Origin of the sequence: Paenibacillus sp. FSL R7-0302 (genome assembly GCF_038006885.1) — a bacterium.
Taxonomy (GTDB): Bacteria; Bacillota; Bacilli; order Paenibacillales; family Paenibacillaceae; genus Paenibacillus_AQ.
Genome location: NZ_JBBOWB010000001.1, coordinates 869721 through 892401, shown reverse-complemented (window position 1 = coordinate 892401; position 22681 = coordinate 869721). Strand labels below are relative to the sequence as shown.

At 54.3% G+C, this 22681-nt stretch carries 22 protein-coding genes; 10 read left to right on the top strand and 12 right to left on the bottom strand.

Annotation, left to right across the window (positions count from 1 at the left end; genetic code table 11):
- Positions 1–42: 42 nt before the first annotated feature.
- Positions 43–435 carry a TIGR04086 family membrane protein gene (locus MKY96_RS03900; protein ID WP_340938736.1) on the top strand — a complete coding sequence of 131 codons (393 nt, stop codon included), beginning with the start codon at positions 43–45 and terminating at the stop codon, positions 433–435.
- 114 nt (positions 436–549) lie between these two features.
- On the top strand, positions 550–1374 hold the full coding sequence (locus tag MKY96_RS03895; protein ID WP_340938735.1) for a phosphatase PAP2 family protein: 825 nt from the start codon (positions 550–552) through the stop codon (positions 1372–1374).
- 90 nt (positions 1375–1464) lie between these two features.
- On the opposite strand, the gene yajC is transcribed toward MKY96_RS03895, so the two are convergent.
- From yajC to MKY96_RS03850, 9 genes are all read right to left on the bottom strand, one after another.
- Positions 1465–1782: a preprotein translocase subunit YajC gene (gene yajC, locus MKY96_RS03890; protein WP_340938733.1), complete on the bottom strand. Its 318-nt coding sequence runs from the start codon at positions 1780–1782 to the stop codon at positions 1465–1467.
- A 45-nt stretch (positions 1783–1827) separates the two neighbouring features.
- Positions 1828–2964, bottom strand: coding sequence for a tRNA guanosine(34) transglycosylase Tgt (gene tgt / locus MKY96_RS03885; protein WP_340938732.1), 1137 nt, complete (start codon positions 2962–2964; stop codon positions 1828–1830).
- A gap of 21 nt (positions 2965–2985) precedes the next feature.
- Positions 2986–4014, bottom strand: coding sequence for a tRNA preQ1(34) S-adenosylmethionine ribosyltransferase-isomerase QueA (gene queA / locus MKY96_RS03880; RefSeq protein ID WP_340938731.1), 1029 nt, complete (start codon positions 4012–4014; stop codon positions 2986–2988).
- 17 nt (positions 4015–4031) lie between these two features.
- A complete protein-coding gene (locus MKY96_RS03875) occupies positions 4032–6134 on the bottom strand; it encodes a SpoIID/LytB domain-containing protein (RefSeq protein ID WP_340938729.1) in 2103 nt (700 codons plus the stop codon).
- Positions 6135–6229: 95 nt separating this feature from the next.
- Positions 6230–7237 (bottom strand): Holliday junction branch migration DNA helicase RuvB, encoded by a 1008-nt coding sequence (ruvB, locus tag MKY96_RS03870; protein ID WP_036690556.1) that lies wholly within the window; start codon positions 7235–7237, stop codon positions 6230–6232.
- 26 nt (positions 7238–7263) lie between these two features.
- A complete protein-coding gene (gene ruvA / locus MKY96_RS03865; protein ID WP_340938728.1) occupies positions 7264–7887 on the bottom strand; it encodes a Holliday junction branch migration protein RuvA in 624 nt (207 codons plus the stop codon).
- Positions 7884–8387, bottom strand: a complete 504-nt coding sequence (ruvC, locus tag MKY96_RS03860) for a crossover junction endodeoxyribonuclease RuvC (RefSeq protein ID WP_036690559.1) — start codon at positions 8385–8387, stop codon at positions 7884–7886. Before ruvC ends, ruvA begins: the two co-directional genes overlap by 4 nt.
- Before the next feature lie 203 nt (positions 8388–8590).
- The gene (locus MKY96_RS03855; protein ID WP_340938727.1) at positions 8591–9337 is read right to left on the bottom strand and encodes a BofC C-terminal domain-containing protein; all 747 of its coding nucleotides are present in this window, start codon (positions 9335–9337) and stop codon (positions 8591–8593) included.
- A gap of 100 nt (positions 9338–9437) precedes the next feature.
- Positions 9438–10667, bottom strand: coding sequence for a serpin family protein (locus MKY96_RS03850; RefSeq protein ID WP_340938726.1), 1230 nt, complete (start codon positions 10665–10667; stop codon positions 9438–9440).
- Between the two features lie 193 nt (positions 10668–10860).
- On the opposite strand from MKY96_RS03850, the gene fabV reads away from it, so the two are divergent.
- Positions 10861–12051 carry an enoyl-ACP reductase FabV gene (gene fabV / locus MKY96_RS03845; protein WP_340938725.1) on the top strand — a complete coding sequence of 397 codons (1191 nt, stop codon included), beginning with the start codon at positions 10861–10863 and terminating at the stop codon, positions 12049–12051.
- A 119-nt stretch (positions 12052–12170) separates the two neighbouring features.
- On the opposite strand, the gene MKY96_RS03840 is transcribed toward fabV, so the two are convergent.
- From MKY96_RS03840 to MKY96_RS03830, 3 genes are all read right to left on the bottom strand, one after another.
- Complete coding sequence (locus MKY96_RS03840; protein WP_340938723.1) at positions 12171–12881, bottom strand: ABC transporter permease; 711 nt, start codon at positions 12879–12881, stop codon at positions 12171–12173.
- Positions 12878–13723, bottom strand: a complete 846-nt coding sequence (locus tag MKY96_RS03835; protein ID WP_340938722.1) for an ABC transporter ATP-binding protein — start codon at positions 13721–13723, stop codon at positions 12878–12880. The genes MKY96_RS03840 and MKY96_RS03835 overlap by 4 nt, the downstream gene beginning before the upstream one ends.
- Positions 13724–13828: 105 nt before the next feature.
- Complete coding sequence (locus tag MKY96_RS03830; protein WP_340938720.1) at positions 13829–14764, bottom strand: LytTR family transcriptional regulator DNA-binding domain-containing protein; 936 nt, start codon at positions 14762–14764, stop codon at positions 13829–13831.
- A 111-nt stretch (positions 14765–14875) separates the two neighbouring features.
- Between MKY96_RS03830 and MKY96_RS03825 the strand changes: the two genes are divergently transcribed.
- From MKY96_RS03825 to MKY96_RS03795, 7 genes are all read left to right on the top strand, one after another.
- Entirely contained in the window at positions 14876–15337 is a 462-nt protein-coding gene (locus MKY96_RS03825) for a hypothetical protein (RefSeq protein WP_340938718.1), read from the top strand.
- A gap of 107 nt (positions 15338–15444) precedes the next feature.
- Entirely contained in the window at positions 15445–16590 is a 1146-nt protein-coding gene (locus MKY96_RS03820) for a glycoside hydrolase family 88 protein (RefSeq protein WP_445671465.1), read from the top strand.
- Positions 16591–16846: 256 nt separating this feature from the next.
- The gene (locus MKY96_RS03815) at positions 16847–17812 is read left to right on the top strand and encodes an MBL fold metallo-hydrolase (RefSeq protein ID WP_340938715.1); all 966 of its coding nucleotides are present in this window, start codon (positions 16847–16849) and stop codon (positions 17810–17812) included.
- A 391-nt stretch (positions 17813–18203) separates the two neighbouring features.
- Positions 18204–18908, top strand: a complete 705-nt coding sequence (locus MKY96_RS03810; RefSeq protein ID WP_340938713.1) for a response regulator transcription factor — start codon at positions 18204–18206, stop codon at positions 18906–18908.
- Positions 18905–19918 carry a sensor histidine kinase gene (locus MKY96_RS03805; RefSeq protein ID WP_340938712.1) on the top strand — a complete coding sequence of 338 codons (1014 nt, stop codon included), beginning with the start codon at positions 18905–18907 and terminating at the stop codon, positions 19916–19918. The genes MKY96_RS03810 and MKY96_RS03805 overlap by 4 nt, the downstream gene beginning before the upstream one ends.
- 98 nt (positions 19919–20016) lie before the next feature.
- Positions 20017–20784, top strand: a complete 768-nt coding sequence (locus tag MKY96_RS03800) for an ABC transporter ATP-binding protein (protein WP_340938710.1) — start codon at positions 20017–20019, stop codon at positions 20782–20784.
- Positions 20756–22639, top strand: coding sequence for an ABC transporter permease (locus tag MKY96_RS03795; RefSeq protein WP_340938709.1), 1884 nt, complete (start codon positions 20756–20758; stop codon positions 22637–22639). The genes MKY96_RS03800 and MKY96_RS03795 overlap by 29 nt, the downstream gene beginning before the upstream one ends.
- Positions 22640–22681: the final 42 nt, after the last annotated feature.

Here is a 22681-nt window from a genome sequence, read left to right as displayed (position 1 = left end):
AATAATTAGTATCCGGTTAACAAACTTTTAGGGGGTTTTACCATGTCTGTAATCAGGCGTCTATTCTCATGGAAAATATCTAGTCCGGTATTATCGGGTTTAATCCGCTCGTTCCTGTGGATGATGCTGGGTGCGTTCATCCTCTCCCTCCTGCTCTGGGGCAGTGGACTGCAGGAACAGGATCTCACCATGTACACCTACATTGTGCACGGCGTCGCTGCCGCATTCGGAGGCTTGACCGCAGGCAGTAGGGCCCTCCGCAAAGGCTGGTACCAGGGCGCACTCACCGGCTTGCTATACGGACTGGCTGTGCTGCTGATCGGATTTCTGGCTCTTGACAGTTCGCCGGGGGGAATAGACTTCCTGTGGGTTCTGGCGGCTGCAGGCATTAGCGCACTTGGAGGAATGTTTGGAGTTAATTTACAGAAATCCTAATTAATATAATTTTCGAAAATTGAAACCTTCCCTTGAAAATATGGTACACTACCTATGTCTGACTTCATATGAGCGATTATCAAGGAGGCTTCGAATGCTTTGCTGTACCAATCCATGAATCTTGTAGTAGTATATACCGTTGCCATTGTTGTGATCTTAATCTGGATCGGCGCACGGCGCAATCCGCTGATGGCCTTAGTTGAAATCGGGAGAGAGCTGCTGAGATCCTATAAATTCACACTCATTATTATAGGAATGTTCAGCATTCTTGCCCTGAATAAATATGAGCTGCAGATCGAAGAAAAGATGCGGCTGACCGCAGATTACACAGGTTTTATCTTCGGCCTGGAGGGGCATTTCGTCCGGATGGTTCAAGAGCTGTTCTACGCTCCCTGGCTGACACCGGTGATTGTCTTCTTCTATATCTTCATGCTGCAAGCCGTGCTGGCAGCCTCACTGGGGATCTATCTGCTGGACAAAAACCGTGTGATCCTCTATGCGACCTGCTACACCATTATTTTAACCTATGCTATCGCTATTCCGTTCTATCTGTACTTTCCGGTCAATGAGGTATGGTCCTATGCGCCTGCCGGGGTCCGGTTCATCATGCTGGATGTTTTCCCGAGGTTTGAACAGGAATACCGGCCGCTATCCGGCCTCAATAACTGCTTCCCGAGCCTACATACCGCTATCTCCGTATCCATGGCTCTGCTCGCTTACCGCTCAGGCAACCGCCGCTGGATGGTGATCAGTACAATCTCAGCCGTTATTATCGTTTTTGGAATCTTCTATCTCGGCATTCACTGGCTGACCGACATGATTGGCGGCACCCTGCTGGCTGTACTGTCCACGGCTATCGCCGTACCGCTTGCCAAGCTTACCCTGCGCAGCGGGGAACAGGGCTTGAGAGTGCGGGGCCGGGTCACCAATACACGTTAAGGCCCTCAATTCCGCATATGGCGTATAAAAAAAATCGGCGTTCTCTCCTAAGAGAAACGCCGATTTTTATGTAATTAAGCAGAGAGACTATTACATCTTGTCTTCTACTTCCACAACTGCGTGACTGATCGAGCCCCGGTCAAACGTCAATCGGGTCACATCATTAACCCGCAGAATAACGATGTCATCCGAAATCTCCATGATCGTTCCGTGCAGACCGCCGATGGTAACGACCTTATCGCCCTTCTTGAGCGCTTTGAGCATTCCGTTACGTGCCTTGGTCTTCTTCTGCTGCGGACGAATCAGCAGGAAGTAGAACACGACAAACATCAGTACAAAAGGACCTACAAGACCCAGAATACTGCCTCCGCCGCCGCCTGAACCTGCTGCCATATAAAACTGTGACATATCATTTCCCCCCTTTCAAGAATAAACATGAACACTCCGTACTCTCTAGAAGCCTTTTAGATTATCATATAATCCGTATTGTGCAAAAAACTCATCGCGAAAATCAAGCAGCCGATCTTCCATGATGGCTTCACGCACTTTACGCATCAATTCCAGCAGGAAGTGTAAGTTATGGTACGTTGTCAGCCGCAAGCCGAAGGTTTCGTCGGCCTTAATCAGATGACGCAGATAAGCACGGGAATAGTTCCGGCAGGTGTAACAGGTACACTCCGGGTCCAGCGGCCCGAAATCACGGGCATACTGGGCGTTACGCACGACGAGTCTCCCCTGACTGGTCATTGTTGTTCCATTACGGGCAATACGGGTAGGCAGAACACAGTCGAACATGTCTATTCCGCGGATTGACCCTTCCAGCAGCGCATCGGGTGAACCTACGCCCATCAAATAGCGCGGTTTCCCTTGCGGCAGCAGCGGAACCGTGTAATCCAGCACTTCATACATAAGCTGCTTGGACTCTCCGACGCTGAGTCCCCCAATAGCATACCCCGGGAAATCCATGGAAGTCAAATCAGCCGCGCTCTGGCGGCGGAGATCCTCATGCATGCCTCCCTGTACGATAGCGAACAGTCCCTGGTCATTCGGACGGGCATGGCTTCGGAGGCAGCGTTCGGCCCAGCGGGTGGTACGTTCGAGCGATTTCTTCACATACTCATATTCAGCCGGATAAGGCGGGCATTCATCGAAGGCCATCATAATATCGGAGCCGAGCGCATTCTGGACCTCCATAGCGACTTCGGGAGAAAGAAACTTCTTGTCCCCGTTCAGATGGGAGCGGAAATGAACCCCTTCTTCGGTGATCTTACGCATGTCGCTCAGGGAGAATACCTGGAAGCCGCCGCTGTCGGTCAAGATCGGGCGGTCCCAGTTCATGAACTTATGCAGGCCGCCCGCTTCGCCGATGATCTCATGACCCGGACGAAGGAACAGATGGTACGTATTACTCAGAATAATCTGTGCTTCCATCTGCTTAAGCTCTTCAGGACTCATCGTCTTGACAGTAGCCTGGGTGCCCACCGGCATGAAGGTCGGTGTCTCAATAATTCCGTGCGGGGTGTGGACTCTTCCGAGCCGTGCCCCGGATTGCTTACAGGTCTTAATGTGTTCGTAAGTGATTGCTGCCATTGGTTTAACCCTTCCTCTTGCTTAATAAATGAACATTGCATCGCCAAAGCTGAAGAACCGGTACTGCTGCTTAATCGCTTCTTCGTATGCGGCGAGAATCAGCTCCCGGCCAGCCAAAGCGCTTACCAGCATGACCAAGGTTGACTTGGGCAGATGGAAATTGGTGATCAGTGCATTGACGACAGTGAATTCATAACCCGGATAGATAAAAATATCCGTCCAGCCGCTGCATGCCTCAACCGGCCCGCCCTGGCATTGTCTGCCTACGGTCTCCAGGGTCCGGCAGGAGGTGGTGCCTACAGCTATGATTCTTCCGCCTCTTGCTCTGGCTTCATTGAGAGCATCCGCTGCTGCCTGCGACAGCTCGAAATACTCGGCATGCATGACATGCTCTTCCACGGTCTCGGCAGACATCGGACGGAAGGTCCCCAGACCGACATGTAGTGTGACATAGACGATATTCACACCGATAGCTGCAATCTGCTCCAGCAGCTCAGTGGTGAAATGCAGTCCGGCTGTCGGCGCTGCCGCCGAGCCTTCATGCCGGGCATACACAGTCTGATAACGCTCACGGTCATCCAGGGTTTCCTTGATATAAGGAGGAAGCGGCATGGAGCCGAGCCTGTCCAGAATCTCCTGGAAAATCCCCTGATAGATGAAGCGGAGTGTCCGCCCGCCCATATCTGCTTCATCTTCAATCACGGCACGAAGCTCTTCACTGAAGACAATGACCGCTCCGGTCTTCAGCTTCTTGCCGGGCTTCACCAGCGCCTCCCAGCGGTCCCCTTCGAGATTCTTAAGCAGCAGGACCTCCGCCTTGGCTCCGGTATCTTCCTTGACTCCGAACAGTCTGGCGGGAATAACCCGTGTATCATTAAGTACAAGCGTATCGCCCGGGCGGAACTGCCCCAGTATATCCGTGAAATGACCGTGGTCCAGTTGCCCGCTCTCCTTGTCTACCAGCAGCAGTCTGGATGAACTGCGGTCGGCAAGCGGAGTCTGGGCAATCAGCTCCTCCGGCAGATTGAAATCATAAAGTTCAACATTCATAATAGGATCTTCATTCCTTAATTCTTAATTATAGTAACGTTATTAAAATAGTGTTGCAATATTTGCTTATAATCATACCCTTTGTCGGCCATTCCCTTCACGCCCCATTGAGACATGCCGAGTCCGTGCCCGTAACCCCAGCCGATGAAATAGAAGCCCGGACTGCCGGTCACGACTCTTGCGGTCTGATCCGCACCCATCACAACCGTACCGCTGCCGCTGGACGTCACTTGGCCCGAGGCAGACAGTACTCCTGCCGGGCTGGTGCTGCCGATAGCAGCTGTAGAGCCGTCAGCGCCTAATACAGTATAACTTCCGGCAGGTACAATATCAAACAAGGTGCTAGGCAATCCGCCGAAGGAGGAACGGAACAGATCCGGGTACTTCACCTGCAGGATCTGGCCGTTCGCCTTGACCTCCACCGCTCTTCCTGAAGGCCCGCGCCGGGTAACCTCCAGAGTGGTTATAGAAGAGGGCAAAGTGCCGCTGGTCTTGCCGGCCAGGCTCTTCAGCAGCTCGGCTGAAGAATACGGACCCTTGATCCAGCTGTAGCTGCCGGATTCATAGACCTGATTCAGCACTACGGCGTTCTGTCCGGGATTCAGCTTGCCTGCCGGAGCAGCACTGCTGTCAACGACAGGCAGCGGCCGGATATTTACATCCTTGGCAGTGGCTGTGGCAATAGGGAGCCCTGCGGCTGTCTTGCTGCCTGTTAATTTGATGTTATCTTCCCGGGCATAGCCGGAGACGCCGTTGTCCAGCAGTACATAGTACCACTTCTTAGCCGAGCCCACCGCAGCCACATCCTCTGCGCTGGCCACACTGGTATAGTTGCCGCCGCTGTTCCATACCTCCGACGGATCAGCCGTAACGCCGCCGCTGTTCGAGGAGAATACCGCCTCCACAACCTTGCCGCCGCTCTGCAGCACTTCACCTGCGGTTGCATCAACCGCCTTGATGATTGTGGGTGCTTCTGCACTGATTCCGTTATAGACCTGGCTGAGCGTTGTATCCACCACATTGGCAACATCGAAGCGGTTCCCCTGGGACAGCGCGTAACTGCGTGCCGCTACAGCCTGGGCCTTCAGCGCCTCTTCCGGCCAGCCGGAGGATACCTCTCCCCCCACTACCGCATATAGATATTGCTCCAGCGGAACCACGTTAATGACAGACAATGAACCATTCAGATTCCCTAGCTCCATATCGCCACGGTAGATCCGCTTGGACCTTTCTGTAAGCATAATTCCCTTATCATTGCCGGACAAGATGAACTTCGCATCACTTCCGGATAACAGATAATGAAAGGCCTGGACTTCGCTGTTGAAATCGAGCCCTGCGTCCATGCGGATCATTACGCCGGGTGCACCCGGCGCCACAGGCGTCAGAGCAAGCTGAGGAAGCAACGCAGCTGCCGAAGCAGAGACCTCCGCAAGCTCGCTGTCACTTGACGCCTCTCCTACCCATACCTCGGTACGCGCACTGCCGCCCTCACCGGATATGAATACCGGCCAGGCATCTAAGCCGGCAGTGGTCAGGCTGCTGACTACCGCCTGGGCTTCCTCAAGTGTAGCGTAGGAGCCCGCAGACAGATGCTTGGTTCCGGCCACCGCAGGGATCTGCCCCTCAGGAATCGCCAGACCGGCCTTGAGGACTGCGTTCAGCCCGTTATTGGCTGCACTCTCACTGGCATAGCCTCCGGTATATAGCTGATATACCTTGGCGCCGCCTCTGGCAGCCATGAAGATCTGCGGCTTATTGGAAGAAGACTGGAGCTTCTTCGCCGCATCCGCAGCGCTCTGCCAGCTTGGCGTCTCCAGCACCTTCACCCGGAACCCGTCGAGACTGACACGGACCTTGTTCTGGGCCGGAACCGACAATAACGGGCTGCCGCCGGCTGCCGGAAGCAGGCTGAAGCTCTGCTCGGACTGCAGGGTTACCAGCGGTACAGTAGATTTATATTTGCTGCCAATATCGGCATACAGTGCAACCCGGATCGACCCGCCGGAATCGGCACGGGCGTGATCAGCCGAAATGAGCAGACTGCCTGCCGCAAGCAATGCAGCCAGCGCCCCCCGGCCCAGCAGCCCGATTCCTGTTGTTGTCCACTTCGCAAGTTTCATTGTAGGCCTCCTAAAAAGTATTAGTGATACATCTGCTTCGGTGTGTAGCCCAAACAATACGTAAGATCTTGTACTATGGGCAGGATTCTCAGTAATCAGTTAGGCTGCGGAGGAAGCGGAAGGCCAAGATGATGATAGGCCGCAGGCGTAACAATGCGCCCTCGCGGCGTACGCTGCAGGAAACCGATCTGCAGCAGATAAGGCTCGTATACATCCTCAATGGTCTGGCTCTCTTCACCTATCGTAGCAGCGATGGTATCCAGCCCGACAGGACCGCCCCGGAAGGAGCTGATCATGGATTGCAGCATCTTATGGTCAATGCTGTCCAGTCCCCGGGGGTCCACCTGGAGCATCTTCAGCGATTCGGCAGCAATCTCCGGGGTGATAATCCCGTCACCCCGGACCTGAGCGTAATCGCGTACCCGCTTCAGAAGACGGTTGGCAATCCGCGGTGTCCCCCGGGCCCGCAGGGCAATCTCTTCCGCTGCATCGCCCAGAATCTCAATACCCAGCAGTTCAGCATTGCGCGCCACGATGAAGCTTAGTTCATCGATAGTGTAATACTCCAGCCGGCTGACCACTCCGAAGCGGTCACGCAGCGGAGCAGACAGCAGTCCCGCACGTGTCGTCGCCCCAATGAGCGTGAAGGGCGGAAGGTCCAGCCGGACCGACCGTGCGCTTGGCCCCTTACCTATCATGATATCCAGCGCGAAATCCTCCATCGCCGGATACATGACCTCCTCCACCGTCCGGTGCAGACGGTGAATCTCGTCAATGAACAGCACATCACCTTCCTGAAGGTTCGTCAGCAGCGCTGCCAGATCGCCGGGCCGTTCAATCGCCGGACCGGAGGTGGTCCGCAGATTGACACCCAGCTCGTTGGCAATAATATTGGCCAGCGTCGTTTTGCCGAGACCCGGAGGCCCGTACAGCAGCACATGATCCAGTGCTTCACTGCGCATCTTCGCCGCTTCTATATATATTTTCAGGTTCTCTTTCACCTGGTTCTGGCCGATATATTCACCCAGATAACGGGGGCGCAGACTTAATTCCACCGCCTGCTCGTCCATCATCAGATTAGCCGATATAATCCGGTCATCCATTCTTCCTCACTCCGTTCTTCAGGGACCTATTTGGCGGTATACAGCAGCCCCAGCGCCTTCTTCATCAGCACATCCACCGGTCCGGCATCCGTGCCTTCCTGCTTCATCTTCAGATACACCCTGTCCAGCTCGGCATCGGTGTAACCGAGCGCCTTCAGCGCATCCCTGGCTTCTTCCCACGGCAGCGCCTCCGCCTTGCTCTGCGCTTCAGCCGCTACTGCGAACAATCCCGTCTGCAGGGCTGCCCCGCCGAAGCCGTCCAGCTTGTCCTTCAGATCCAGAATCATCCGCTGCGCCGTCTTCTTGCCGATCCCCGGCAGCTTCGTCAGGAAGGTGATATTCTCCTGATAGATGGCCGCGATCAGCTGGTCCGGCGTTCCGCCGGTCAGAATGCCCAGCGCAACGCGCGGGCCGATGCCCGATACCTCAATCAGCTTGCGGAACAGCCGCTGCTCCTCGCGTGAAGGGAATCCGAACAGCAGTGTAGCATCCTCGCGGGTCTGGTAATGAATGAACACAGTCACCGGACCCTCTGTCTTGGCAAAAGCATACGGGTTCGGGCAGAATACCCGGTACCCCACGCCCTGTACATCCAGCACAACATATTCCGGCTCCAAATGGGCAACCGGCCCTCTAAGAAAATCTATCATTTTCGCAATACCTCATTTAATTTGGAATTAAGACTCACAGAATGGGCATGGCATACCGCCACCGCCAGCGCATCCGCCACATCATCGGGCTTCGGCACAGCCGTCAGCTTCAGCAGCAGCTTAACCATCTCCTGCACCTGCTTCTTCTCCGCCTTGCCGTAACCGACTACAGCCTGCTTCACCATCATCGGGGTGTATTCCGCCACCGGAAGCCCGCGCTGCACGGCTGCCAGAATCAGCACCCCGCGTGCCTGCGCCACCGGCAGAGCCGTGGTCACATTGCGGCTGAAGAACAGCTTCTCTACCGCTACCGCATCCGGCTTATATTTATCAATCAGCTGCACCATGCCTTCATAGACATGCAGCAGACGTTCTTCTTCCGGGGTATGTGCCTCTGTCTGGATGCAGCCGTATTGGACCGGTGTTAATTTGTTGCCGACCTTATCGACAAAGCCAAAGCCGACAATCGCCAGCCCCGGATCAATCCCCAAAATGCGCAAGATCCTTCTCTCTCCTCTATGCCCGGGCGGATACTCCGGCCCTAAAGCGAACATATGTATTCCTTCCACCCATTATAGCAAAAAAAATTCCCCGGGAGACAAAAAGTTTGTCCCCGGGGAAATGAAACATGCATAACACAACAAAGACCCGCAGGCACCTGCGTGCCACGAGTCTTCATGATACTAACTCTATAGTCTCTCCCTCACTCCGCATGCATCACCTGTTCAGAGGAATCACGCGCATAGTCGCTGAAGGTGGAGAGCACGCTGTTATACTCCTCCAGATCCTGCACCCGGATGCCCTGATGAAGCTGCTCCCAGATGCCCTTGGGCAGAGAGGATTTGATGGAGCCCATGTCCATCTGGAAAAAGGTCTTCATCACCCGCTCCGCCTCGGGCGGGCCTTGGAACAAGGTCAGGTTGCCCTGCTCGTCCACTCCGAAGTAGGCTTCCTTCTTGGTCAGCGGCGACAGATCATTGACCCGCTGCTCCAGCCATAGATCCCCTTCCCGGCTGAGCCAGCCGCTCCAGCCCGCATGCCGGACTATAAGCTCCTTAAGCTGGGCCGGGGTCTGCTTGCCGGGCAGGGTCTGCACCTCTTCACCGGCTACATAGAGCGTCTTGAGATGCACCGTTCTGCTAACGGCTTCCTTGCCCACAGCCTTCAGCAGCTCTTGACTATTCATCACGGCAGCATCCACTTCGGTATCATCGTCTGTATGGTTATATACGGCGGCTACAGCCGGTAAGCTGCTTCCGGGTTCCAGATTCCGCCCTGCGCTTCCGCTCAGGAATGACGAAGATTTAAGCAGCGTACTGATCTCTTCCGGAACCTGCATGCCGCGCCAGGCGAGCAACGTCAGCACGAGGCATGCCGCACCAACCCAGGGAGCTTTTTTCCAGCGTCTCCACCGCCGCCACAATTGTTTTTTCAGGCGAAAAGCATTCACGTTAATCCCTTCATTCTGCTTTTTTCCTATTGTGACCTGTGAAGGGATCATTTATGCGTAAATGCTTGAAATTCATCCCAGCCTGAATCTAATCCGTGAGCTACGGATTCTCAATTGCTCCAAGGAACAGCACGACCCCGGTCTGCGTATCCCTGATCATGAACAGGAACGGCCGGTTGACGTTCATTTCAAAGGGCGCATCTACAGGGGGCGCTGATCCGGCGCGCATATCAATGACAGTGGAAGCCGCCGCCTCCGTTCCCCGCTCGTTCACATCGATATATGTTTTGTGGATGACCTGCTCGAAGTAGATCGGGCTGTCCAAATCTGCCAGCAGGGAGAAATCCCCCCGGCTCGGATCAAAAGCAAGCTTCACACCCAGTGTCTGCAGGACCTTGGAGAGTTCTGTGCCATAGCTGGCCGTGAACCTTGGCAGCCAGAGCGTCCCCCGGGAACTGGAGAAACCCTTATCCAGTAGCAGAGTCCCCTGCTCCAGATGACCCACAAGCTCCGCGAGAGAAGATGGCTCACCCGGAAGGATCACGACCATCTCCAGCTCTCCCTCTCCGTAGGGAAGCTTAACCGCCTGCCAACCGTCATGAGCTGCATACTCGAACATACCGCTCCGCTTCATCATCATCACCTGCACTGCCGGTCCGTCCGGAGGATAAAAGTCCGCCTGCTTCGTAGCCTGTTCCTCGAACACATCCGTCCAGGCACCTTGAAAATACAGCGCATTGACAAGGACGGCAACAGCCTGCGGTCCTGGCGGCTCCGTGAGTATCTCCTGAATCTTGTCCCCCGAATGGTCTGCCACCCATCCGTTAATCTCCTTCACAGACTTCTCTGCCGACAGGTCGGCAGTCTTAATCTGCGCGTCATAGAAATCCTCACCGGTCTTGAGATAGTCCCTGCGCAGCGTCAGACCCTTCATACCCCAGACCGAATTCGCGATCTTCAGCTCCCCGCCCGTTCCTCCATGACTTATGAGCTTCATTAATAACTGATGGCCGGTATTCAGCTTCTGCCGTTCATCCGGCGCATAGCCCAGCAGCTTCCCCAGCTCCTCTGCCGTCTCTCCGGCACTGCCGTTATAGGCCAGGGCCAGAGCGGCAGCAACACTGTACGGGGATATCGTCAGGTTCCCGCTCCCTTGCTTCCATAACTGGCTGAACAGCTTCACACCCAGCTGGTTGCTGCTGTCCGTCAGACGCGAACCGAGCTCTGCTGCGGCAGCCTGTCTCTCCGCATAATTCATGCCCGAACCTCCTTCACTGCAGCCGCCCAAGAGCAGCACGGTTAGTATAAGTGCGGATAATCTTCTGCCCATGCCAATCTCCTCCCTGTATCTCCGTAACCTCTCTACCCACTGACGCTGCGGATTGGGAAAAGTTGCAAATTCTTAGCGGCAGGCATCCAAAATTGCTATTCATTATATTGAAGGCTTATCTTTCTATGCCATCATTTGCTATACTCTATATTAACGAAAAAAGTTAAAAACTAAAACAAAGGGGATATCCTTGATGATTATTCAGCCAAAAACACGCGGCTTTATCTGCACAACAGCTCACCCGGAGGGATGTGCCGGACAAATACAGGAACAGATCGATTATGTACGGTCCCAAAAGAAGCTTACCGGCCCGGTGAACGTGCTGGTCATCGGCGCTTCCACAGGCTATGGACTGGCTTCACGGATTGCCGCTGCCTTTGGCGCAGGCGCGAACACTATCGGCGTCTTCTTCGATAAGGCCGCTGAAGGCACCCGCACCGCTTCCGCAGGCTGGTACAATTCTGCTGCCTTTGAACGTGAAGCGGCCAAGCAGGGGCTGAAATCCTTCAGCATCGTCGGCGATGCCTTCTCGAATGAAATTAAGACCAAGACGATTGAGCTGATCAAGGCCGAATTCGGCACCGTTGATCTGGTCGTGTACAGCGTGGCCTCCCCGCGCCGCACCCATCCGGTAACCGGAGAAGTGTTCTCCTCGGTGATTAAGCCGGTAGGCCAAGCCTATTCGAACAAGACGATGAACTTCCACACCGGAGAGGTCTCCACCGTTACCATTGAACCGGCTACAGAGGATGAAGTCCGCCAGACCATCGCCGTAATGGGCGGGGAAGACTGGGGCATGTGGATCAGCCAGCTGCAGGAGGCTGGTGTGCTTGCAGACGGAGCAACTACCGTGGCGTACTCTTATATCGGACCCAAGATTACGCATCCTATCTACAAGGATGGAACCATCGGCCAGGCGAAGAATCATTTGGAGCAGACCGCCATTGCCTTGAACGAGCAGCTCTCCGCCACAGGAGGCCGGGCCTTCGTATCCGTGAATAAGGCACTGGTTACCCAGTCCAGCTCGGCTATTCCGGTAGTGCCGCTGTATATCTCCGCCCTGTACAGAGTTATGAAGGAGAAGGAGCTGCACGAGAACTGCATCCAGCAGATGTACCGTCTGTTCGCAGACCATCTGTATAACGGCGGTGAAGTCGCTGCGGACGGCAGCCACCTGATCCGTATTGACGACTGGGAGATGCGCGAGGATGTGCAGATCGAGGTCATGAGACGCTGGAATGAGCTGGAGACGGATAATGTGCCTGAGCTGGCGGATCTGGCAGGCTATCAGGACGACTTCTTCCATCTGTTCGGCTTCCGTACCGAAGGCGTAGACTATGACGCTGAGACAGACCCTGCCGTAGAGATTCCTAATATGGTATAAAAGCTTGACGTTTGCTGTACGCAGTGCATGGAAGCCGCCCCCTCCCGGGAGCGGCTTTCTTTGCGTTCTATCCAGCCTGTGGAGCGGCCTGCGCCATGAATGGTCACAGCCACGCCGGCCTATTCGTCCCGGAGCCGCTTCCGGTACAGCACCACAGACACAAGGGTCAGCACGGCTGTCCACGCCGCAATGATTAGAAGAGGCGGCCACACCTCCCCCGCCGGATAACCGGCTGGGCTCAGGTTCAGCAAGTGCACCAGCTGGCTGCTTGGCATGTAATCCAGCACTCCGAACACCGGATAATTCTTCGCCAGTACGGCACCCCAAGGTGCGCCCATGAAGATGAAGGCTACCGGAATGATCGATAAGGACGCATCCAGTAAGGTTTTGGAATAGAGACCACAGATCGTCCCGGCTGCCGTGTAGAGAACAATGGAAAGAACGATCGCGGCTACGAATACCCCTATATTTGCAGGCTCATAGCCAAACAATAGTGTAGAGATCGTGAGAACCACCGTCGACATGACAAAGACCAGACTGCTTTTGCCCATCAGCACATCCATTGTTGTAGCCGGAGTCATCATGAGTGTCCGCAGCGTGTTACGCTCCTTCTCTTCCGCAATCAGGCAAGCCTGGGCGAAGCAGGTCAGCAGGACAAACGAGCTGTTGAACAGAAATCCGGCGGCTCCCGGCAAGGATGCACCTGCGCTTTTGAACAGCAGCGCAAACAGAATCGGAAACAGCAGCATAATGGACAGCGCATAATTGCGCGAGAATTCCTTATAATCCTTCACAAAGATCGCGCTGGCCCGCTTATAGGAGATGTTCATAGCAGCTCACTTCCCGTCATTTTGATAAAAATATCACCCAGGCTAGGTTCCTTCGTCTCTACCCGTTCAATGAGTCCCCGCTTCATCCAATCCGCGATCCGGTCCGCCGTGTCCCCATCCACCGGAAGCTCATAAGCCTCTCCGCTGGTAAGCTCCACCCGGATCAGGTTCTCGCGGTGCTGCCGCTTCAGCTCCCTTGGTGATCCGATGGTCTGGATGCGTCCCTGATAGAGAATCGCCACACGGTTACAGAGCAGCTCCGCCTCCGCCATATCATGCGTCGTGATGAAGATGGTCGTGCCCTTCTCATTCAGATAACGTAAGCCTTTATAGATATGCGCTGAATTCACCGGGTCCAGTGCCGAGGTCGGCTCATCCAGGAACAACAGCTCCGGCTCATGGATAATGGCGCAGGCCAGCATCACCCGCTGACGCATCCCTTTGGACAGCGTATTTGTTTTCTTCTTGCGCTCACTGCTTAAATTAACGAACTGCAGCACCTGATCCACCGCAGAACGGGGAAGATCGTACAGCTTCCGGTACAGCTCCAGATTCTCCTCTATGGACAACCGCTCGTACAGGCCGCTGTTATCAGTCAGAATGCCAAAACGAATCTTCTGGGCCGACTGCTGCATCGCCTCCGCCGGCTGATCGAATACTTTGGCCACTCCGCCTGTCGGCTTCAGCTGTGCAGTCAGAATCTTAATCAAGGTGGTTTTGCCTGCACCGCTCGGACCGAGGAACCCGAAAATCTCCCCTTTTGGAATACTGAAGGACACCTCTGTCAGCGCATCTCTCGCCCCGAAGGTCTTGCGGATCTGTTCTACCTGAATAACCGCCATCTCACCACATCCTTATGTTGTTGATGGCTTAACGTTATCCAGAATTCAGCCTTTCTGCCACCAAAACCGGGTGAATGGTACCCATTCCGGCCTGAACGGTACCTTTTACAGCTTAAGCAGCGCCTTAAGTTCCTGCAATTTGGAGCGGGATAACGGAACCACGGCCTCCTTGCCGGTGTTCAGCCGCAGACTGTAGCTGTTCTTCGTCCAGGTAATGATCTCGCGTACCTTTTGCAGATTGACGATGTAGGAGCGGTGGCACCGGAAGAAACCGAAATTCAGCAGCCGCGCTTCAAGCTGGGTCAGGGTCAGGGCACAGTCATAATGCTCACCGCCGACATGTACCAGGATAGAGCCTTCTACACTTTCAATAAAATCAATCTCGGGCGGATCAAATAAAATCACCTTATCCTCCCGTTTGGTCGAGACCTTCTGCAAGGTGATGTTCGCCTCATCCTGCTTCACTGCCTCCTGCTTGTCCTCTTCCGAATCGCGGATATCCAGCTGATGAAGCCCGGACCCGCTCAGCCGGTAGATGACATCACAGGAGATCAGCGCATCCTCCAGATTCGAGGTCAGAATGAGTATCCTTTTCTGCTGCGACAGGTCATCCAGTATCCGCTTCAGCTGGCGGCGGTCCTGCTCCTCCAGATAGAAATACGGCTCCTCCAATACGAGCGTGGACTGATGGGCGAAAAAGGCCCGCAGCAGGGTCACATACACCCTTTTCGAAGAGCTGAGCTGCATCAATCTGACCTTACGTTCCTCCTTAAGCGCAAAATAATCCGTTAACACAGCCGCCCGCTCCTCGCGTCCCGACATTCGGATCAGAAACGAGATTAGCTCCTCCACCGTCAACCGCATATATTCGTTCTGCCCGGCCCACGACAAATAATTGCCGGATTCCCTGGACAATTGCTCCATTAATAACTGCTTGCGCCTCAAATCTGTGATAATACCAACCGAAGGGTTCGCAGACAGGTCAAGCTCGAGCTTCGGCATAATTAATTCTCCGTCTTCATATATAGGTTGAAATTGCATATCTTCCTCCCGCTCCAGGCTCTCTAGGATATATAATGCAATTATAGAGTTATGCCATGTATTTGTCAGGTACGGCCACTATCAATGCACAGAGGAAGGCGGATTTCTGCGATGGGACTGCATGCTCAAGGTTTTATCATCTCTTTACTCGTACTACTGCCGAATCTAATATTCATGTTCTTCCCGCCCCGGAGTGCTCCCGGCTCCCTGGACTCCGTCCCGCTGGTCTTCACGCTCCTGGAGCGGGCAGGCCAGATCACCTGCTTCATGATGCCCATACTTTTCGGCCGAATGATTGCTGCTCAGCCCCTGGGAGTATCTGCTGTACTGATGGCACTATGTATGCTGGTTTACTACGGCTGCTGGGTGCGCTATTACCGGAGCGGGAGAGCTTTTGCGGTGCTGTTCAAGCCCTGGCTGGGCATCCCCGTTCCAATGGCCGTCTTCCCGGCCCTCTACTTCCTGCTGCTTGGCGTATGGCTCCAGTCCTGGTTATTCGTTGTTCCGGCCTGTCTGTTCGCCGCCGGTCATTTAGCCATCAGCTGGAGCGTCTACGGGCAGGTCCGTTCATAGCAGATCCGCAATATAACTATAGTTTTGTGCAACAAACCTACAGCTTGATCGGCTTATACTATGGTTAAGCACACTATAGCGATATGATGGAGGTTATGGCGGGTATGATGAACTGGGAGCAGGCAATTGAGCAGACGCTTACGACTACGCGGCTTAATGTGAAGCGATTTGGGAAGAGTTTTCCGATTGTAAGTATGGAGGACGGCAAATATCATCTGACCGACCACACCAACTGGACGGAGGGCTTCTGGCCCGGCATTCTGTGGCTAAGCTACGAATACAGCCGGGACCCGGAGATTCATGCCGCCGCCATCCAGGCGACAGATTCCTTCAGAGGGCGCATGCTGAACGGGCAGGCGCTGGATCACCACGATATCGGCTTCCTGTACTCGCTCTCGGCCAAGGCCCGCTGGATTGCAGACAAGGATGAAGCCTCGCGTCTGCTCGCCTTGCAGGCAGCGGACCAGCTGATGAAGCGCTGGCGTCCCGGTCCGCAGCTCTTCCAGGCTTGGGGACCCGAGGGCGATGCAGACAACGGCGGACGGATCATCATCGACTGCCTGATGAATCTTCCGCTCCTCTGCTGGGCCAGCGAACAGACCGGCGACCCGGTCTATGCCAGGGCTGCCCGTATCCACGCCGAGACAAGCCGCCGCTTCCTGGTGAGGGGCGACGACTCTTCTTACCATACCTTTTACTTCGACCAGCAGACGGGGGATGCCCTTCGCGGAGGTACGGCACAGGGGTATCAGGACGGCTCCACCTGGACGCGGGGGCAGGCCTGGGGCGTCTATGGCTTCGCTCTCGCCTACCGCAGCTTCCAGGATCCGCATTATCTTGAAACCTCCAAAAGAATGGCCCGCTACTTCGTGGAGCATCTCCCCGCCGACCATGTGGCCTATTGGGATTTCGATGCCCCGCAGGAGGATGGCACCCCGCGCGACAGCTCCGCTTCCGCTATCACCGTATGCGGACTCTTGGAGCTGCTGGAGCATCTGCCGGAGAATGATCCGGAACGGGACTATTTCAGGGACGCCGTGAACAAATCCATGGACTCGCTGATCAATCACTACTTCACCGCAGGCCACCCATTAGAAGAGGGATTTCTGCGGCACGGCTCCTATTCCGTCAGAGGCAACGCCTCCCCGGATGACTTCATGATCTGGGGCGATTACTTTTTCCTGGAGGCGTTGCTGCGTCTTGCGCGGGGAATTCCGGGGTATTGGTATGAGCGGGGGGACAGAGTGAAGTGATATATTATCCAGATTTTAAGGGACGAATGTAGAACAAAATCACCCTGCGGGTGAACGATGCTAATCCCTCTCTCACCGGCCGCTTTTAAGGGGCAGTAATGTTGCACTTTGGCAGGATTCCTCTTCAAATTGAACCGTTCGTAAGCTCTGCGAATATCGCCAATTAAACGGAAATCAAATGGAAATCCAGAAAAATATTGTCTAGCGGACTTTTGTAGCGTATAGTATATTCCCATGTTGGAAGGGAGAGATTACTATGCTGAACAGGATTGAATCATTTCAAGGCTCCAGGCATTTCCGGCTGCAATCTATTGCGGATAGCGTAGTTGCAGCAATTGCGGCTCCAGGCACAGGCTCACTCGCAAACGCGGCCATTATTGACCTGGGGGGACTCACTCTGGTAGTGGACACATTCGCGACGCTGGAGGCGGCTCAGGATTTGAAGGCTGCTGCTGAGCATCTCACAGGGAACCCTGTATCCTATGTAATCAACACACACTGGCATAGCGATCATACCACTGGCAATCAGGTGTTTGTGCCTGACGCCCGGCTGATTTCCACATCCGGGACCCATGAGATCATGAATACATTCGCCAGAGACCGGGTAGCCCAGTACCAGAACAACAGGGAGAAGATGCTAGAGGCGATCGGAGAAGCTGAATTGCAATGCGAGCAGGAGACAGATACTAAGCTGCAGCAGGAAATGGCCTGGGAGAATGCAACGGACCGTGAATTCGTGAATATGCTGCCGCAGCTGGTGCATACGGTGCCGACGATAACTTTTGACCGGCAAATGACCATTCACGGCAGCAACCGCAGCGCCCAGCTCATTACATATGGCGGAGGGCATACGCAGAGCGATGCTATTGTGTACCTTCCTGAAGATAAAGTGATCATCATCGGGGATCTGGTGCTCTCGAACCACCATCCGGTGCTGGCTAATGCCAACCCTCAGGAGTGGCTGCATATTTTGGAGCAGATTGAATCGCTGGACGTGGAGACAATTATACCGGGGCATGGTGAAGTTTGCTCCTTGCAACAGCTTCATGCGGTGAAGGGGTACATAAGCAGAATGATCGCCATCGTGACCGAGGCCGTCCAGAAACAGCAGAGTATTGAAGAGATCGAAATACCTGAAGAATACCAGACTTGGTACTTCACAACCTATTTCAAGACAAATTTAAATAAGCTCTATGACCTGATTACTGCATCAGGGGAGTAACGGAGAGCATTCGATGTACATCGTATAACCAGACGAGGCAAGAAAAGAAGAGCATTTCCCTTCTTTTCTTGCTTTTCTCTATGCAGGCTGTGCCTTCCTAAGTACAAAACATAGCGTGTCTGCTCCCCCCGTATACGGACTCCCGCAACTATCATCGTAAACACTGTCCAGTTGGAATCCCCAAAGTATGACTTCATCCACAAGGATTCTCTATGTGTGTCTTCAGGCACAGTATGATTAAAATAAAAGTTGCTGCTGCGGGGCAGTGAGCCCGATCGCATACCGCTTCCACCCTGTATGACTTCCAACCATCCTCCCCCGCTAACTTCCCTTACACCCTCACCCATGTTATATATGTACTTAACTGAACAAGATAAGGAGCCCCATAAATATGTCCAGAATCATGATTGTGGAAGATGATCCGAAGATTGCAGACCTGCTGCTGTCAGCGATTGAGAAGTATGGTTATGAGGGGGTTAGGGTCAAGGACTTCCGGCTGGTGCTGCTGGAATTCGAACAGGTACAGCCGGATCTGGTGCTGCTGGATGTGAATCTGCCCAGCTATGACGGTTATTACTGGTGCCGCCAGATCCGCAAAGTCTCCACTTGCCCTGTGCTGTTCATTTCGGCGCGGGACGGGGAGATGGACCAGATTATGGCGCTGGAGAACGGCGGGGATGATTATATTACGAAGCCCTTCCACTCCGGGATTGTACTCGCCAAAATCCATAGCCACCTCCGCCGGGCTTACGGGGAGTATGCGGCTAAGCGCGAGGAGCTGATGCTGGAGAAGGAAGGGCTGATTCTGTATCCTGAAAGGCTTGAACTGCAATATGGGCAGGCGGTCGTGCCCCTTACCCGCAAGGAATCGGATCTCATCGAGAGCCTTATGGAGCGTTACCCGAGGGTCGCCAGCCGGGAAGCTCTGCTGGAGAAGCTGTGGGACCCGCAGGCTTTTGTGGATGAGAACACGCTGAACGTAAACATCGCACGGGTCCGCAAGAAATTCCAGGAGCTGGGGATGGAGGATGCCGTGCTTACCGTCAGAGGTTCGGGGTACCGGCTGAACAACAGCTGGTCAGAGGCCCGGCCATGAAGCTGTTTCTCCGTGAGCATGCGTTGTTATTAGCTGTACAGATCGTGCAATTTGGGGCTATGCTGTCCATTTACTGGCTTGACGGCTACCGCGATCTGCCGACCGCGCTCTATGCGGTCTTTATTGGCTTCTTCTTTCTCGGCTGCTACTTGATCTATCAATACATCAGCAGGCGCCGCTATTATCATCGCCTCAGCAGGCCTCTGGAGACACTGGATGAATCCTTTCAGAAGCTGGAGAACCACCCTGTATCCACAGCTCTGGAGCAGCTGCTGCACACCCAATACCGCTACTATCAGCAGCAGCTGACGGCGGTGAAGCTTCAGCAGGAGCAGCATCTGACTTTTATCGACCAATGGGTTCATCAGATGAAGACGCCTTTGTCGGTCATCGAGCTGACCGTGCAGAATATGGACGAGCCCGAGTTTGCCAGCATCCGTGAGGAGCTGGAGCGCATGCGCAGCGGACTTCATACCGTGCTGTATATGGCCAGGCTGCGGGCTTTTGAGAAGGATTTCCATATCAAGCCTGTCAGCCTGCCGAAGCTGGTGAACGAGGTTGTCCATGATCACAGACGCCTATTTATCCGCAGCCATATCTTTCCCGAGGTCCAAGCCTCCACTCCAGACATTACCGCCCAGACCGATGAGAAATGGCTGTTCTTCATGCTGTCGCAAATTATGAACAATGCCATCAAATATTCAGCGGCGGATAACACAGAGAACGGCCGGAAAATCACGGTATCCTGCTATCTCAGAGGAATGGATGCCGTCATTGAGGTTAAGGACCGGGGGATCGGTATACAGGCGTCTGATCTCAAAAGGGTATTTGACCCTTTCTTCACCGGTGACAACGGGCGCGGACTGCGGGAGTCTACAGGAATGGGGCTGTATTTGACGAAGGAGTCCGCAGACCGTCTCGGACACCGGCTTGAGCTGGAATCGGCGGCTGGTGAGGGAACGGTGGTGCGGATTATTTTGGCGGCGAATCCTTTGCTTACAGGCGTGTAATAAAAGTGAAATCTAAATCGATAGATGAGATGCTGCCGTCTCCGGTATATTGGTTACAGAACAAGTGTGTTGCACACATGGAGGGGGAGTACAGCCATATGCTGGAGGTAAACAAGGTCAGTAAAATCTATGAAGGAAATGTGGCCTACCGGGCATTGACCGATATTGATTTAACCATTGCCGCCGGAGAATTCGTAGGGATTATGGGGCCTTCGGGAAGCGGCAAAACCACGCTGCTGAATCTGATTGCCACCGTTGACGCTCCGACTACCGGAAGCATCAGGATTGGCGGCAAGGACATCGGCACACTGGACAAAAATGAACTGGCGGTATTCCGCCGCCGCGAGCTGGGCTTTGTCTTTCAGGATTTCAACCTGCTGAACACCCTGACTGTAGAAGAGAATATTGTGCTTCCGCTGACACTGGACGGAACCCGGGTCAGTGAAATGAAGCAAAAGGCCCGGGAGATTGCCGGAAAGCTGGGCATCAGCGCCATTATGAAAAAACGCACCTATGAGATCTCCGGCGGACAGGCCCAGCGGACAGCAATCGCCAGAGCCATGATTCATTCTCCGAAGCTGCTGCTGGCGGATGAACCTACCGGCAATCTCGATTCCAAAGCCGCCAGAGATGTGATGGATCTGCTGGAAACGCTCAACCGGGAGCAGTCCACGACGATGATGCTTGTTACCCATGATGCTGTAGCCGCCAGCTATTGCCACCGTGTCGTCTTCATTAAGGATGGCAGGTTCTATACGGAGATTCACTGCGGGGATAACCGCCAGAGCTTTTTCCAGAAAATTATCGATACACTTTCGCTGTTAGGGGGATATAGCCATGACGTTCCGCCAGTTCGCATTCCGTAATGTCTCCCGGAACAAACGGCTGTACACCGCTTATTTTCTCAGCAGCATGTTTACCGTGATGGTCTTCTTCACCTTCTCCATCTTCGCCTACCATCCGGTACTGAGCGGGGAACATATTCAATCCAGTGCGGCTCTTGCGCTTTCGGTCTCCAAATGGGTGATCTATGTGTTCTCCTTCTTCTTCGTGCTCTACTCCATGAGTGCATTCCTGCAATCGCGGAAACGGGAGTTCGGGCTGATGATGATGCATGGCATGACCGTCCGGCAGCTCCGGCGGATGATCTTTCTGGAGAATATGATCGTCGGGTCAGGCGCCACGGTCAGCGGCATCGGACTAGGCCTTATCTTTGCCAAAGGAATTCTGCTTGCCGGGGAGAATGTGCTTGCGCTTAATGAGCCGCTGCAATTCTATTTCCCGTTCAAGGCGATGGTGCTGACACTGATCTCCTTCCTGCTGCTGTTCGTCCTGATCTCCCTGTTCATCTCTACGGTGCTGCGCAGCGGCAAGCTGATCACGCTCATCCATTCAAACCGTCAGCCCAAGCCGGAGCCGAAGGCCTCGCTTCTGCTGTCTTTGCTGGTGGTAACGCTGCTGGGAATCAGCTACTTCCTGTCCCTGCGGGCGAGTGGTCTGAGTGTGGTGGTGCTGCTCGCGCCGGTGGTCATTATGGTGTCGATCGGTACCTATCTGCTGTTCACCCAGCTCAGTGTGTACCTGATCCGTAAGCTGAAGACGCGTGAGCAGCTATTCTGGCGCAGAACCAATATGCTGCTGCTCTCTGATCTTTCCTACCGGATGAAGGACAACGCGCGTTCCTTTTTCCTGGTCGCCATCATCTCTACCGTATCCTTCAGCGCGATAGGAGCTTTATACGGATTCCAGTCGATGATCAACGGAGCGCTTACGCAGAAGAACCCTTATCTGTTCACCTATCAGTCCCTGGACGGGGACAGCAAGGCACAGTCCCATATACAGCTAATTGACCAAAGCCTGGGCAAAGCCGGGATTGCTGCCGAAAAAATGAGTCTGAAGCTTAACTATTATAAGTCTGCGGATAGCGGCCGGACACTGATTCTGGTGAAGCAATCCGAATACAACAGCGTAGCCGAGCTGCTGGGGCTAAATCCCATCCGGCTTACCGCAGGGAAAGCAGCCGTTGTAGATTTCGGCCTGTCCCGCGAGGGGGAAGAAATGCTCAACCAGCCGGTCGAGCTGCAGCCAGGACTCGTCATCGAGGCGGATCAGGCTGTCGTATCTTGGGCCGTACGGGGAGTCAGCGGTTATTACGTCGTCCCCGATGAGTGGACCCGCAAGCTTGGACAGCCGCTCAAAGTGAGCCGTTATTATGCATGGCACGGTGCGATTGGACAGCCGGGAGCAGAGAAGGCAGGCGCAAAGCTGACGAATGAGCTTCCCTACGATGAGCAGTATATTTTCTATGCGCTCGAGTATTTGACCTCCAAGACCAATGACAGCTTTGGCCCCGTTATGTTCATCGGTTTTTTTGTCGGAATCGTATTTTTCGTCTCTGCCGGCAGCTTTCTCTATTTCCGGCTGTACAGCGATCTGGATGAGGACAAGCAGAAGTTCAAGGCCATCTCCAAGCTGGGGCTGAGTGACAAAGAGCTTCGCCGGATATTGAACCGCCAGATCAGCCTGCTCTTCTTCGCGCCGATCGTTGTCGCGCTTATCCATGGAGCCGTTGCCCTTACGGCGTTGTCACATATGTTCCAGTACTCCATATTCAGGGAATCCCTGCTTGTGCTGGGCCTGTTCTTCTTCATTCAGGTGATCTACTTCTTCATAGTCCGCCTGTTCTACACGAGGCAGATCCGGTCGGCCTTGGCCGGATAAAAGCCCGCAAAATACAAATAAGCGCCCTTCCGCAGGAAGGGC

What these genes read in the sequence shown, in the direction of transcription:
- MKY96_RS03900 (WP_340938736.1), top strand. Translation starts at nt 43, where the DNA reads ATGTCTGTAATCAGGCGTCTATTCTCATGGAAAATATCTAGTCCGGTA.
- MKY96_RS03895 (WP_340938735.1), top strand. Translation starts at nt 550, where the DNA reads ATGAATCTTGTAGTAGTATATACCGTTGCCATTGTTGTGATCTTAATC.
- yajC (WP_340938733.1), bottom strand. Translation starts at nt 1,782, where the DNA reads ATGTCACAGTTTTATATGGCAGCAGGTTCAGGCGGCGGCGGAGGCAGT.
- tgt (WP_340938732.1), bottom strand. Translation starts at nt 2,964, where the DNA reads ATGGCAGCAATCACTTACGAACACATTAAGACCTGTAAGCAATCCGGG.
- queA (WP_340938731.1), bottom strand. Translation starts at nt 4,014, where the DNA reads ATGAATGTTGAACTTTATGATTTCAATCTGCCGGAGGAGCTGATTGCC.
- MKY96_RS03875 (WP_340938729.1), bottom strand. Translation starts at nt 6,134, where the DNA reads ATGAAACTTGCGAAGTGGACAACAACAGGAATCGGGCTGCTGGGCCGG.
- ruvB (WP_036690556.1), bottom strand. Translation starts at nt 7,237, where the DNA reads ATGGATGACCGGATTATATCGGCTAATCTGATGATGGACGAGCAGGCG.
- ruvA (WP_340938728.1), bottom strand. Translation starts at nt 7,887, where the DNA reads ATGATAGATTTTCTTAGAGGGCCGGTTGCCCATTTGGAGCCGGAATAT.
- MKY96_RS03850 (WP_340938726.1), bottom strand. Translation starts at nt 10,667, where the DNA reads ATGGGCAGAAGATTATCCGCACTTATACTAACCGTGCTGCTCTTGGGC.
- fabV (WP_340938725.1), top strand. Translation starts at nt 10,861, where the DNA reads ATGATTATTCAGCCAAAAACACGCGGCTTTATCTGCACAACAGCTCAC.
- MKY96_RS03840 (WP_340938723.1), bottom strand. Translation starts at nt 12,881, where the DNA reads ATGAACATCTCCTATAAGCGGGCCAGCGCGATCTTTGTGAAGGATTAT.
- MKY96_RS03835 (WP_340938722.1), bottom strand. Translation starts at nt 13,723, where the DNA reads ATGGCGGTTATTCAGGTAGAACAGATCCGCAAGACCTTCGGGGCGAGA.
- MKY96_RS03830 (WP_340938720.1), bottom strand. Translation starts at nt 14,764, where the DNA reads ATGCAATTTCAACCTATATATGAAGACGGAGAATTAATTATGCCGAAG.
- MKY96_RS03825 (WP_340938718.1), top strand. Translation starts at nt 14,876, where the DNA reads ATGGGACTGCATGCTCAAGGTTTTATCATCTCTTTACTCGTACTACTG.
- MKY96_RS03820 (WP_445671465.1), top strand. Translation starts at nt 15,445, where the DNA reads ATGAACTGGGAGCAGGCAATTGAGCAGACGCTTACGACTACGCGGCTT.
- MKY96_RS03815 (WP_340938715.1), top strand. Translation starts at nt 16,847, where the DNA reads ATGCTGAACAGGATTGAATCATTTCAAGGCTCCAGGCATTTCCGGCTG.
- MKY96_RS03810 (WP_340938713.1), top strand. Translation starts at nt 18,204, where the DNA reads ATGTCCAGAATCATGATTGTGGAAGATGATCCGAAGATTGCAGACCTG.
- MKY96_RS03805 (WP_340938712.1), top strand. Translation starts at nt 18,905, where the DNA reads ATGAAGCTGTTTCTCCGTGAGCATGCGTTGTTATTAGCTGTACAGATC.
- MKY96_RS03800 (WP_340938710.1), top strand. Translation starts at nt 20,017, where the DNA reads ATGCTGGAGGTAAACAAGGTCAGTAAAATCTATGAAGGAAATGTGGCC.
- MKY96_RS03795 (WP_340938709.1), top strand. Translation starts at nt 20,756, where the DNA reads ATGACGTTCCGCCAGTTCGCATTCCGTAATGTCTCCCGGAACAAACGG.